We start from the raw sequence: 13,119 nt of genomic DNA, 5'->3' as shown, positions 1-13,119 counted from the left end.
AAAGCTTCAATCTAAGCGGTTAATCCAATGAAGAACTAAGCTTGAACTTCTTTAAGACCGCTTCTTTGAAACATGGAGGAGCGTGCTCATCTAGAGCTTCCTCGATGCAGATAAATGGGTTGCTTTCTTTAGGTATGGCAAGCAACACGGCCAGAACGGCTCATCGCTCTTAAATAAAAAACGCTCCACCGAAGTGGAGCGTTTCTAGAAAGCTATTTAGCTAAACTTATTCAATTAAGAATTAAGCTTGACCTTTAACTTCTTTAAGACCGTTGAAAGGAGCGCGCTCACCTAGAGCTTCCTCGATACGGATTAGTTGGTTGTACTTAGCAACACGGTCAGAACGGCTCATAGAACCAGTTTTGATTTGACCTGCAGCAGTACCTACCGCTAGGTCAGCGATAGTTGCATCTTCAGTTTCGCCAGAACGGTGAGAGATTACTGCTGTGTAACCTGCGTCTTTAGCCATCTTGATTGCAGCTAGAGTCTCAGTTAGAGAACCGATTTGGTTGAACTTAATAAGGATAGAGTTAGCTACGCCTTTCTCGATACCTTCAGCAAGGATCTTAGTGTTAGTAACGAATAGGTCGTCACCTACTAGTTGAAGTTTGTCACCTAGTAGTTCAGTTTGGTGCTTGAAGCCATCCCAGTCAGACTCGTCTAGACCGTCTTCGATAGAAACGATTGGGAATTGGTTAGCTAGCTCAGCTAGGTAGTGGTTGAACTCTTCAGAAGTGAAAGTTTTACCTTCGCCTTTCATGTTGTAGATGCCAGCTTCTTTGTCGAAGAACTCAGATGCTGCACAGTCCATAGCTAGAGTAACGTCTTTACCTAGTTCGTAACCAGCAGCTGCAACAGCTTCTGCGATAACTTCTAGAGCTTCAGCGTTAGATTTAAGGTTAGGAGCGAAACCACCTTCGTCACCAACTGCAGTGCTGTAGCCTTTAGACTTAAGAACTTTAGCTAGGTTGTGGAATACTTCTGCACCGATACGTAGACCTTCTTTAAGAGTCTTAGCGCCAACTGGTTGGATCATGAACTCTTGGATGTCAACGTTGTTGTCTGCGTGCTCACCACCGTTGATGATGTTCATCATTGGTAGAGGCATAGAGAACTGACCAGCTGTACCGTTTAGTTCAGCGATGTGCTCGTATAGAGGCATGCCTTTAGCTGCAGCAGCAGCTTTAGCGTTTGCTAGAGAAACAGCTAGGATAGCGTTAGCACCGAATTTAGATTTGTTTTCAGTGCCGTCTAGTTCGATCATTACTGCATCGATTGCAGCTTGGTCTTTAGCGTCTTTGCCAACTAGAGCTTCAGCGATTGGGCCGTTTACAGCTTCAACTGCTTTAAGAACACCTTTACCTAGGAAACGTGCTTTGTCACCGTCACGTAGCTCAAGAGCTTCGCGAGAACCAGTAGATGCGCCAGATGGAGCTGCCGCCATACCTACGAAACCGCCTTCTAGGTGTACTTCAGCTTCTACAGTTGGGTTACCACGTGAGTCGATGATTTCACGACCTAGAACTTTAACGATCTTAGACATTAATGTTTCCTCTCGTTTCAAATATAAATGTCAATTTTAAAGGGCAGCAGCACAACCTTCGCCGCCGCCCGTATCCTTTTACTTCTCGAATTCGCCGCGTGCGTTTTGGCCCGCAGCTTTAACGAAACCTGCAAACAATGGGTGGCCATCGCGAGGAGTCGATGTGAATTCTGGGTGGAACTGAGCCGCTACAAACCATGGGTGAGCTGGGTTCTCAATCATTTCCACTAACTTCTTGTCCGCTGATAGGCCAGAAACTTTCAGACCTGCTTTTTCGATTTGCGGACGAAGCACATTATTCACTTCGTAACGGTGACGGTGACGTTCATGGATCGTCGCGCTACCGTAAAGTTCACGAGCTTTCGTACCTTTCTCTAGGTGACATAGCTGTGAACCAAGACGCATCGTACCACCTAGGTCAGACTTTTCAGTACGCTCTTCTACGTTACCTGACTCGTCTACCCACTCTGTGATCAAACCTACCACAGGGTACTTAGTCTCTTTGTTAAATTCTGTTGAATGTGCACCTTCCATACCCGCAACGTTACGCGCGTATTCAATTAGTGCAACTTGCATACCCAAACAAATACCTAGGTAAGGCACATTGTTTTCACGTGCATATTGAGCCGCACGGATCTTGCCTTCAATACCACGATCGCCGAAGCCACCTGGAACTAGGATCGCGTCTAAGCCTTCTAGCAGCTCAACGCCTTTTGTTTCGATATCTTGTGAGTCTACATACTTAATTGTGACACTTAGACGGTTTTTCAAGCCAGCGTGTTTAAGCGCTTCGTTCACAGACTTGTATGCATCTGGCAATTCAGTGTATTTACCAACCATACCGATGGTTACTTCACCAGTAGGATTTGCTTCTTCGTAAATAACCTGTTCCCACTCAGAAAGATCAGCTTCAGGAGCTGTGATGCCAAAGCGAGCACACACAAGATCATCTAGACCTTGAGACTTGATCAATTGAGGGATCTTGTAGATAGAATCTACGTCCTTCATTGAAATTACTGCTTTTTCTGGAACATTACAGAATAGTGCGATTTTCTTACGTTCATTCGCTGGAATAACGCGGTCGCTACGGCAAACTAGGATATCTGGCTGAATACCGATAGATAGAAGTTCTTTTACAGAGTGTTGAGTTGGCTTAGTTTTCACTTCGCCCGCTGCCGCTAGGTAAGGAACAAGTGTTAGGTGCATGAACATTGCGCGCTCACGGCCTAGTTCAACGGCTAGCTGACGAATCGCTTCCATAAATGGTAGTGATTCGATATCACCAACGGTACCGCCAACTTCAACGATAGCCACATCATGGCCTTCAGAGCCAGCAATTACACGGTCTTTGATCGCGTTAGTGATGTGAGGGATAACTTGAATAGTTGCGCCTAGGTAGTCACCACGACGTTCTTTACGAAGTACGTCGGCATAAACACGACCTGCAGTAAAGTTGTTACGCTTGGTCATCTTGGTACGGATGAAACGCTCGTAGTGACCAAGGTCAAGGTCAGTCTCTGCGCCATCTTCTGTAACGAACACTTCACCGTGCTGAGTAGGGCTCATTGTGCCCGGGTCAACGTTGATGTAAGGGTCAAGCTTCATCATAGTCACTTTAAGACCACGAGCTTCTAGAATAGCCGCAAGAGATGCTGCTGCAATACCTTTACCTAGAGAGGATACAACCCCGCCAGTAACAAAAATGTAATTTGTCGTCATGTTTAACCTGAAATTGGTTGAATGAGGGAAATGGAGTGCTTCTGGACGGGAGATAAATATACCAGAAGCTCCTTACCGCCACAACGTGAAATCTATCACACCGTAATTTTTTATTTTTTGCTTCAAATCAAAGTGAGCAAAGACAAACCAAAGTCCGTTTTCGTGTTAAGAGGCAAACTGGCCTCATATTGTATATTCCGCTTATTTCCCCCTATCTAGACTCTTCTCGCTTTACTTCATCCCAGAAATCGTCGAGCTCTGATAAAGAACAATCTGTAAGCGCTTTGCCTGACTGCTGGACCTTTCCTTCAACTTGCTTAAAACGTCTCGCAAACTTTAAGTTTGCTTTACCTAGTGCGACTTCTGGATTTTTATCAAGATGGCGTGCCAAATTGACGGTCGCAAATAGCAAATCGCCGAGTTCCAACTCCACTTTTTCTTCATCAGGCTGAACTTGTAGTGCTTCTTCCATGACTTCATCAATTTCTTCTCGCACCTTATCGACGACCGGGCCAAGAGAGTCCCAGTCAAATCCATATTTCGCACATTTTTTCTGTATCTTTGTAGCACGAGAAAGTGCCGGCAAAGAGTTTGGTATTGAGTCTAGGATACTTTCTTCCGCTTTGCCTACCTGCGCTTTTTCTTTTGCTTTTTCCGCTTCCCAGTTGGCGTTGATTTCCTCGTCCGATTCAAACTCAACATCTGAAAAAACATGAGGATGACGGCGAGTCAGTTTTTCATTCACGGTTTCGACGACATCCGAAAAGTCGAACAGCTCTTGCTCTTTCGCTAGCTGACTGTAAAAAATCACCTGAAACAACAAATCCCCTAGCTCTTCTTTTAGATTGGTCCAGTCTCGATTTTGAATCGCGTCCACCACTTCGTAAGTTTCTTCGATGGTGTGCGGAACGATGGTGTCAAAGGTTTGTTTTAAGTCCCAAGGGCAACCGTTTTCTGGGTCACGCAACTTCGCCATGATTTGTTCTAATTGTTCAATTGGATGACTCATTTTTTGTTCCTTTAAACCTTTCTACTAAAGAAAAAGGTGAGCAGCCAAAACCACTCACCTTCTACATTATATTTTCTCAGCAGCTTTCACTAAGTAATTGTTACTTTGACAAGGCAACAAGTTTTCGCGACTCCTGAGCATAGCTCGCCTATGTGATGGAGCAAGAAAACGCAGTTAACGCAGTAAAAGTGACAAGTACGACGTGAAAGTTAGCCGAGGCGTTTCACCGTCATCACATCCTTAATCTGCTCAACACGCTTCGAAACACGAGAAAGCACCTCAATATTGGTGACTTCTAGGTCAAAGTCCATGATGGCAAGTTGACGTCTGTAATCGACTCGGTTCTTCATACTGGTCACTTTGATCTTTTCGTTGGCGAACAGTGTCGTAATGTCTTTGAGTAGACCACCTCGCTCCATCGCTTCAACACGGACGGTGAGGATGTATGACCCGACGAAGCCGCTGCCCCAGACAGTATCAATGATACGCTCTGGCGCATGATGGCGCAGTTCTTCTAACTGCTCACAGTCACTGCGGTGTACTGAAATCCCGCGCCCTTGCGTTATGTAACCACAGATATCATCACCTGGAATCGGCTGACAGCAACGCGCTAGGTGCGTCATTAGGTTATCAACGCCTTCTACAACGACGGCGTCTTTTTTCGGTCGGCTTTGCGCTGGTGATTTGTGCTCTGCTTCTTGCAGTTTTTCCAGTGCTTGCTGGTCTTCTTCTTCTGCCGTTGGCTTGTTAACGAGCGCATTAATATGGTTAATGATTTGGTTGATACGCAAATCACCGCTACCAACACCAACGTAAAGCTCATCTGGTGTTTTGACGTTAAACCGTTTGAGAGCGTAATGCTCAGCATCTTTTAACGTTGCGCCAATTTTTGCTAACTCATGTTCAAGAATTTCACGACCCGCTTCGAGGTTCTTCTCACGGCTTTGCTTTCGGAACCAGGCGTTAATTTTGGCACGCGCGCGGCCAGAATGAACGAAGCCTAATGATGGGTTTAACCAGTCTCGCGATGGGTTAGGCTCTTTCTGAGTGATAATCTCAACCTGATCACCCATATGTAGTTTATGAGTAAACGGTACTATGCGGCCTCCGACTTTGGCGCCAATACAACGGTGTCCGACTTCGGAGTGAATATGGTAGGCAAAATCTAGCGGCGTTGCCCCCATAGGTAAATCGACAACATCGCCACGAGGCGTAAACGCATAGACGCGGTCATCAAAGACTTGGCTACGTAGCTCATCAAGCATTTCGCCAGAATCTGACATTTCTTCTTGCCAATCCAGTAGCTTACGCAGCCACGTGATCTTCTCATCATAACCGCTTCGGCTGCTTGCCCCTTCTTTATATTTCCAGTGCGCGGCAACACCCAGCTCCGACTCTTCATGCATTTGCTTGGTACGAATCTGGATCTCGATGGTTTTGCCTTCTGGCCCTAGAATTACGGTGTGGATCGATTGATAACCGTTTGGTTTAGGGTTAGCAACGTAGTCATCAAACTCGCTCGGTAGGTGCTTGTATTTGGTGTGAACTACACCCAAAGCCGCGTAACAGTCTTGCAGTTTGTCTGCGATGATACGTACTGCTCGAACATCAAACAGCTCATCGAATGCCAAACTCTTCTTCTGCATTTTTCGCCAAATGCTGTAGATGTGCTTAGGTCGACCACTCACTTCGGCGTTAATACCTGACACTTCCATTTCGTGCGTGAGGTCTTCAACAAAGTCTTTGATGTACTGTTCACGAACGATGCGTCGCTCAGAAAGCTGCTTGGCAATTTGTTTGTAAGTTTCCGGCTGTTGGTAGCGGAAAGCGTAATCTTCAATTTCCCATTTCAGCTGACCGATGCCTAATCGGTTTGCTAGCGGCGCATAGATGTTGGCACACTCTTTTGCCGCCGCACGTCGAACCTCATCAGGCGCTTTTTTAACTTCAATAAGATTACAAATTCGTTCCGCGAGCTTGATAACCACGCAGCGGAAGTCATCCACCATGGCAAGCAGCATACGGCGTACGTTATCTACCTGAGATGACGCTGCACTGCCTTCCATGTTGACATTGAGTTGGCCAATAGCCGCCATCTCTTCAACGCCATCAATTAATTTTATGATTTCTTTGCTGTATTTCTCTTCCAGAATTTCTCTGTTAAAAGCACCACTTGAAACCAAAGGAAACAGTTGTGCAGCCACTAAGGTGGCCTGATCCATAGACAAGGTGATCAAAATTTCGATCATTTCTCGTCCACGCCACAACAACAGTTCCGCTTGCTCGTTATCGGCTAATACCGTCTGGCAATCTCGATATACTTCGATTAAGCGTGAGGCTGTGTTTTTCTCTTGTCCTAGGCTAGCCACCCAGTTTTCGAGTTCAAACTGTTCATCTTGGTTTAAATGCGCGCTTCTTACCGCAACCATCTCATCATCCTAATTATTATATTCGTGTGGTTTGACTAACACCGTCCAGGTTAGTTCTTTTACCTGCGCGTAAACGCTGGCTTTATGACCACCCACCACAAATAAGGGGCCAAAGTCCTAAAGTTAGGACTTTTCAAACAATGCCATCGATTCTAGATGACTGGTATGAGGGAACATGTCCAGCATACCTAATTTAGTTAATTTATAGCCTTGCTCCATCAAGCTTTGGCTGTCCCTAGCAAGGGTAGCAGGATTACAAGAAACATAAACTACACGCTGTGCGCCAAGCTCAGAAACTTGATCGATGATCCCACTTGCCCCCGCGCGTGCTGGGTCTAACAGCACTTTATCAAACTGTTCTGCCGTCCAGACCTGCCCTTCAAAATCTTGCTCAAGGTTAGCGTGATAAAATTGCGCATTATTGATTTGGTTCAAGGATGCATTATTTGTGGCTTTTTCGACCATCTCTGCAACACCTTCAACCCCAACCACGTGCTTAGCTAACTTCGCAATCGGTAAACTGAAGTTGCCTACGCCGCAAAACAAATCTAACACTCGGTCACTCTTTTGCGGGTCTAACCACTCAACCGCTTGCTTGACCATTTTTTTGTTTACGGCTTGGTTCACTTGAATAAAATTATTTGGCGCAAAAGGAATTTTCACGCCAACTTCTTGATAGAAAGGCATATCGCCTTCAACAAGGTTTAGCTGATCTGTTGCTGGCATTAGGTACAGCGATGCACCATGACGTTTTGCCAACTCCGTTAGAGATTGAGTTTCACTCGCTGTCAGAGCACTCAAGTGACGCAACGTAATACACGGCCCATTATCACCAAGAACCAGCTCTACATGACCCAATTGCTCGGGCTTTTTAAACGCTTTTAGTGCTGAATAAATCTCTGGAAGCAGAACGTTCAGTTCCGGCGCCAGCACTGGGCAATCGGTCACTTGCGCAATTTGCTTACTCTGCTTTTTACGGAAACCAAAATGTAGCTGACGTGTTTTTTTATCAACAAACAAGCTCACTCTCGCACGGCGACGGTAGGCCTGCGAATCTCCCAATAACGGGGCATCTAGTTCAATGTCACTGCCTGAAAATTTTCGCATTAGCTGACGCAACGTTTGCTGTTTGTACGTCAATTGTTGGTCATAATCTAGGTGTTGCAAGTCACAGCCACCACACTCGTGGTAATGCGGACAAAATGGCTCCACGCGAGTGTCACTCGGCTTAAGAATCTTAATCAGTTTACCGCGAGCAAATTTACTTTTTTCTTCCACTAATTGTGTGACGACTTCTTCTCCCGGCAATGCGCCATCAATAAACAGCGGTTTTTTCTTTAGGTAAGCAATACCTGCGCCGTGGTGATCTAAACGCTCCACTTGCACCGCTTGATGACGAGTATTGAGTTGGGTTTTCTTTTTCGGTTGAAAGATGCGTGCCATGCTCTATGCCTGATTTATGTCTAATTGCTCTTCGGCTTCACTATTCTTGATTGCAGCCGTTGTGTGATTCGAGTGACTTGATTATGCTTACCGTTTATTAGGTGACGTCACTTCTTTGCTCAACGCCTTATCGTGCGCTTGAGAAATAATGCGTTATTTTCCCATATCCAGACTCCGATGTAATTAGATAACATGACCAGATATGGCTTACGAGCACGTGTAATTACACTGACTCTCGCTCCCACTCTCATCATTGGTTTATTACTGAGCGGTTTTTTCTCATTTAATCGCTACCAAGACCTTGAGAAACAAGTTATCACCACTGGTAACAGCATCATTGAGCCGTTAGCAATTGCCAGTGAAACTCATCTACTATCAGAAAGCCGAGAGGCGGTACGTCGCTTGATAAGCTACGCCCATCGCAAAAACTCTAAACTGGTTCGTAGTATCGCGGTGTTTGATGAACATCATGAGCTCTTCGTGACATCTAACTTTCACCCTAATTTCGAAGCCTTGATGTTCCCCAAAGATAAACCGATCCCGCAACTGGGCAATTCGGAAATCTACGAAAACTCACTGATATTGCGCGTACCTATTTTGTCAGAGGGTCACTATTTAGCGGAGTTGTCGAACGAAAGCCAAGGAACCAAAGCAATTGGTTATATTGCCGTTGAGTTAGATCTCTCCTCTTTAAGGCTGCAACAGTATCAAGAAGTTTTCTCTGCTTTTTTAGTTCTTATACTTGGTCTTGGCTTGGCAAGTGTGTTTGCTTCACGTCTGATGCACGATGTTACCCAGCCTATCACCCACATGAAGAATGTCGTTGACCGCATTCGCCGTGGTCACCTAGACGTGCGTATCGAAGGTAAAATGCATGGTGAGTTAGACCAACTGAAAAACGGTATTAACGCCATGGCGGTATCGCTATCGGAATATCACGTGGAGATGCAGCACAGTATAGACCAAGCCACATCAGACTTGCGTGAAACGCTTGAGCAGCTAGAGATTCAGAACGTTGAGTTAGATATCGCGAAGAAACGTGCGCAAGAAGCGGCCAGGGTTAAATCTGAGTTCTTGGCGAACATGTCGCACGAACTGCGTACTCCGCTCAATGGGGTTATTGGCTTTACTCGTCAAATGCTTAAAACGCAGCTTTCTAACAGCCAAACTGATTACCTACAGACGATTGAGAAGTCGGCGAACAATCTACTGAACATCATCAATGACATTCTCGACTTCTCGAAACTTGAGGCGGGTAAGCTGGCGCTGGAAAACATTCCGTTTGATTTCCGAGAAAGTTTAGAAGAAGTGATTAACCTACAAGCCACAAGTGCACATGAGAAAGGGTTAGAAATCACCCTAAAAGTGGACCCTAAAATTCCACCGGGTTTAGTTGGGGACCCACTACGTATCCAGCAAATTTTGACGAACTTAGTCGGTAACTCCATCAAGTTTACCGAGCGAGGCAACATTGATGTTAGCGTTGAAATGCGCTCTCAATCTGGGGACTCCGTCGAACTGCAATTCATGGTGCGTGATACCGGCATTGGTATTTCTGAACGTCAGCAAGCGCAATTATTCCAAGCATTTAGCCAAGCGGATGCCAGCATTTCACGTCGCTACGGTGGCACTGGGTTAGGTTTGGTTATCACGCAGAAATTGGTAAGCCAGATGGGTGGCGAGATCAGCTTAACCAGCCGCCTACACCAAGGTTCGACGTTCTGGTTTACGGTGCGCTTGCACTCAACAGAGATGCCAATGAGCGAACTGATTGAAGTGGAGCTTCTAACGGGCAAACAGTTGCTGTTGATTGAACCAAACATGCAAGCCGCATCCGTAACCCAACAGATTCTAAGTCAAGAAGGTATCTTAGTAACCTACCGCTCTTCGCTACCGAAAAACGAAGAACAATATGACTATGTATTACTGAATTTAGCGGCGAATCAAACGCATGATGCAGACGTCATTACACCTTGGATAGAACAAGCGAAACGCATGGCTCCGAGTGTGATCCTAGGGACGCCGAGTACCGAACTGGCACTTGCCGACCAAATTATGACAGAGCATCACGTCCAATGCCTGACGAAGCCGTTGTCTCGCCGTAAACTGCTACAAAGCCTGATTAGCGAACATGTCGAATCACCACCAACATTGAGTGCTCCAATTACGCCAAGCGAAGGGGAGCGTTTACCTCTGACGGTGTTAGCGGTGGATGATAACCCAGCGAACTTGAAGCTGATTTCCGCTCTGCTCCGCGAACGAGTAGAAACCGTCACCGCCTGCAGCAATGGCCAGCAAGCGGTGAACCTTGCGACGGAGAAAAAGTACGACTTAATCTTCATGGATATCCAAATGCCACAAATGGATGGTGTGACCGCTTGTCAGCACATTAAAGAGTTGGAGTTAAATAAAGACACGCCAGTGATTGCGGTAACTGCGCATGCCATGGCGGGTGAAAGAGATCGCTTGCTCTCGGCAGGAATGGATGATTACTTGACCAAACCTATTGAAGAGCATGTGCTACAACAGGTTTTGGTTCACTGGAACCCAAATGCTTGTACAGAGAGCATTGGCAAAGTCGCCCCTTCATACGTTGATGAGCCTGAAGGGAGCGCGCCACAATCCGTTTCTTCGCCTCAGCAGGATGTGATTATTGATTGGCAAGCTGCCTTAAAACAGAGCGCGAATAAAGAGGATCTCGCCAAAGACATGCTGCGCATGTTGATTGAGTTCATCCCTGAAGTAGAAGCAGTCGTTGACCAAGCTCTGGAGCAAGAAGATATCTCCCGTGATGACCTAATTCATGTCATCCATAAGCTGCACGGCAGTAGCTCATATTGCGGAGTGCCTAGGCTGAAATCACTCTGTGCGACGCTTGAGCAAGCACTGCGCTCAGGGGTCAGTCTTGAGGAGGTTGAGCCTGAAATGTTCGAGCTGCAAGATGAAATGATTAAAGTCACAACGACTGCAAAATTATACCTTGAACAGTAATCTGCTCGAGAGACAAGAAAGCCAGAGCATCTGCTCTGGCTTTTTAGTATTTTGTTTAAGACTTACAAGCTAGGATTCAAAAATGACCGTCGCCACAGCGTAATGACGCTCATCGGAAATGGACAGGTGAATGTGGTTAACGCCCATCGCATCCGCTATTTGTTTTGCTGTGCCCGTCAATGCGAGCACTGGTTTTCCAAGCGCATCGTTCGAGATGGAAAAATCGTGAAACGTGACCCCTTTTGCGATCCCTGTTCCCAATGCTTTTGAGGCCGCTTCTTTGACCGCAAAGCGCTTAGCAAGATAGCGGCCTTGCAGCTTAAGCTGTGAAAATTTAGCCATTTCTTCTTCTGAAAGAATACGCTGAGCAAAAGGCTCACCACTACGAGCTAACGCTTTTTCAATACGCTCAATTTCTGCAATGTCGGTCCCTAACCCTATAATCGCCATCTAGATAGCCCTATTACTGGCGTGCCTCAATCATCAGTGCTTTCATGTCCGCAACCGCTTTATTCAAACCATCAAATACCGCACGACCAATGATTGAGTGACCAATGTTGAGTTCGTAAATTTCTGGTAATGCAGCAATTGGCGCAACATTGTGATAAGTCAGTCCATGCCCGGCATTAACAATAATACCTAGATCATGAGCATAACTCGCACCAGCGGCAATCTTCTTCAGTTCTGCTTGCTGTTCGTCTTCTGTCGTCGCATCAGCATAATGACCAGTGTGTAGCTCAATAAACGGAGCACCACACTTTTTTGCCGCTTCAATCTGTTGACGATCAGCATCAATAAAGAGTGAAACTTTAATGCCAGCATCTGTCAGCTTTTTCGTCGCAGCTTTAATTTTTTCAAGCTGCCCCACAACGTCCAAGCCACCTTCCGTCGTCAGTTCTTCACGTTTTTCAGGCACTAAGCACACAAACTCTGGTTTAGTTTGCAGCGCAATCTCAACCATTTCGTCCGTCACAGCCATCTCTAGATTCATGCGCGTTTGAATGGTTTCACGCAGAATATGTACATCACGGTCCAAAATATGGCGACGGTCTTCACGTAAGTGAATTGTGATACCATCCGCGCCTGCACGCTCAGCAATTTCTGCAGCGTGAACAGGATCAGGGTATTTTGTACCACGTGCATTACGTAGAGTGGCAATATGGTCGATATTGACGCCTAAATAAATTGAGCTCATTTTCCGTTACTCCGTGCTCTGGGGGTCTGAATGAAAAATTCACGACTTTTTAAAGGTTTGCCGCCAAGATACGGCTTTAAGGCTATACGTGTAAAGCGTTTTGCCGCTTTTAGCTGCTCTTTAGTGACGAACCGCCGCTCACTGATAGCAATCAGTTCATTCCCTAAAAACGTAAGGTTATCGCGCCTAACCGAAGCTATGAAGCCTTTTTGTTCCCGGTAACGATACGTCATCTCTGGGTCGACGGGCTCGCCAGTACCTGCACAGTGCAAGAAATCCACGCCATACCCCATAGAAGAGAGCAGTGCTAACTCAAAACGACGCAGTGCTGGCTCAGGGTTCTCGTTGTGTGCCAACTCTGTTAACGCATGCAAATAATCATGAAATAGCGCTGGCATCGGCACTTCCGCCATCAAGATACGGCCAATCAGTTCATTGACGTACATGGCTGAGTAGAGATTAATGCCCGTTAGCGGTAAGCCTAGGCTTATCGGCTCGGCTTGACGCAAAGTCTTCATCGAACCTTTCCCCGACCATTTAAGTAACAGCGGAGTAAAAGGTTGCAATGCGCCTTTTAAGTTCGAACGCTTACTGCGCGCGCCTTTGGCCATTAAAGTCATTCGACCATATTCCTCACTGAATACATCAAGGATTAAGCTCGATTCACTGTAAGGGCGGCGATGTAATACAAAGCAGCGCTGTAAACCTTCAGAAGACAGATTACTCATCGAAGTCATTGTGCCTAAAAAGTGTGAAATAAAAAATAAGGAGCCAAGCGGCTCCTTATTTT

The 13,119-nt window shown here is 46.1% G+C and carries 9 protein-coding genes; 1 reads left to right on the top strand and 8 read right to left on the bottom strand.

Features of this window, described 5'->3' with window-relative positions; translation table 11 throughout:
- Positions 1–241: 241 nt before the first annotated feature.
- The 5 genes from eno to rlmD all read right to left on the bottom strand — a co-directional run bounded on the left by eno (position 242) and on the right by rlmD (position 8,143).
- Entirely contained in the window at positions 242–1,543 is a 1,302-nt protein-coding gene (eno, locus tag NL643_RS19115) for a phosphopyruvate hydratase (RefSeq protein ID WP_005383785.1), read from the bottom strand.
- A 78-nt stretch (positions 1,544–1,621) separates the two neighbouring features.
- On the bottom strand, positions 1,622–3,262 hold the full coding sequence (locus NL643_RS19110) for a CTP synthase (protein ID WP_005393892.1): 1,641 nt from the start codon (positions 3,260–3,262) through the stop codon (positions 1,622–1,624).
- Between the two features lie 211 nt (positions 3,263–3,473).
- On the bottom strand, positions 3,474–4,271 hold the full coding sequence (gene mazG / locus NL643_RS19105) for a nucleoside triphosphate pyrophosphohydrolase (RefSeq protein WP_109169440.1): 798 nt from the start codon (positions 4,269–4,271) through the stop codon (positions 3,474–3,476).
- Between the two features lie 209 nt (positions 4,272–4,480).
- A complete protein-coding gene (relA, locus tag NL643_RS19100) occupies positions 4,481–6,700 on the bottom strand; it encodes a GTP diphosphokinase (RefSeq protein ID WP_005393896.1) in 2,220 nt (739 codons plus the stop codon).
- A 123-nt stretch (positions 6,701–6,823) separates the two neighbouring features.
- Positions 6,824–8,143, bottom strand: coding sequence for a 23S rRNA (uracil(1939)-C(5))-methyltransferase RlmD (gene rlmD / locus NL643_RS19095; RefSeq protein WP_253644986.1), 1,320 nt, complete (start codon positions 8,141–8,143; stop codon positions 6,824–6,826).
- A gap of 192 nt (positions 8,144–8,335) precedes the next feature.
- Here rlmD and barA point away from each other — a divergent pair, with 192 nt between their 5' ends.
- The gene (barA, locus tag NL643_RS19090) at positions 8,336–11,134 is read left to right on the top strand and encodes a two-component sensor histidine kinase BarA (protein WP_243328159.1); all 2,799 of its coding nucleotides are present in this window, start codon (positions 8,336–8,338) and stop codon (positions 11,132–11,134) included.
- A gap of 69 nt (positions 11,135–11,203) precedes the next feature.
- Here barA and acpS read toward each other — a convergent pair whose 3' ends face one another.
- From acpS to recO, 3 genes are read right to left on the bottom strand one after another with little or no spacing between them, the layout of a single operon-like run.
- Positions 11,204–11,584: a holo-ACP synthase gene (acpS, locus tag NL643_RS19085; RefSeq protein ID WP_012841407.1), complete on the bottom strand. Its 381-nt coding sequence runs from the start codon at positions 11,582–11,584 to the stop codon at positions 11,204–11,206.
- Positions 11,585–11,597: 13 nt separating this feature from the next.
- The gene (gene pdxJ / locus NL643_RS19080) at positions 11,598–12,329 is read right to left on the bottom strand and encodes a pyridoxine 5'-phosphate synthase (protein ID WP_253644985.1); all 732 of its coding nucleotides are present in this window, start codon (positions 12,327–12,329) and stop codon (positions 11,598–11,600) included.
- Positions 12,326–13,057: a DNA repair protein RecO gene (gene recO, locus NL643_RS19075; protein ID WP_006743310.1), complete on the bottom strand. Its 732-nt coding sequence runs from the start codon at positions 13,055–13,057 to the stop codon at positions 12,326–12,328. Before recO ends, pdxJ begins: the two co-directional genes overlap by 4 nt.
- Between the last annotated feature and the right edge of the window lie 62 nt (positions 13,058–13,119).

The sequence above is a fragment of the Vibrio sp. Y42_MX_L11 genome, from assembly GCF_024181785.1.
Classification (GTDB): domain Bacteria; phylum Pseudomonadota; class Gammaproteobacteria; order Enterobacterales; family Vibrionaceae; genus Vibrio; species Vibrio diabolicus.
The sequence above is the reverse complement of the archived record's forward strand: the minus strand, read 5'-3'. Positions and strand labels throughout refer to the sequence as shown.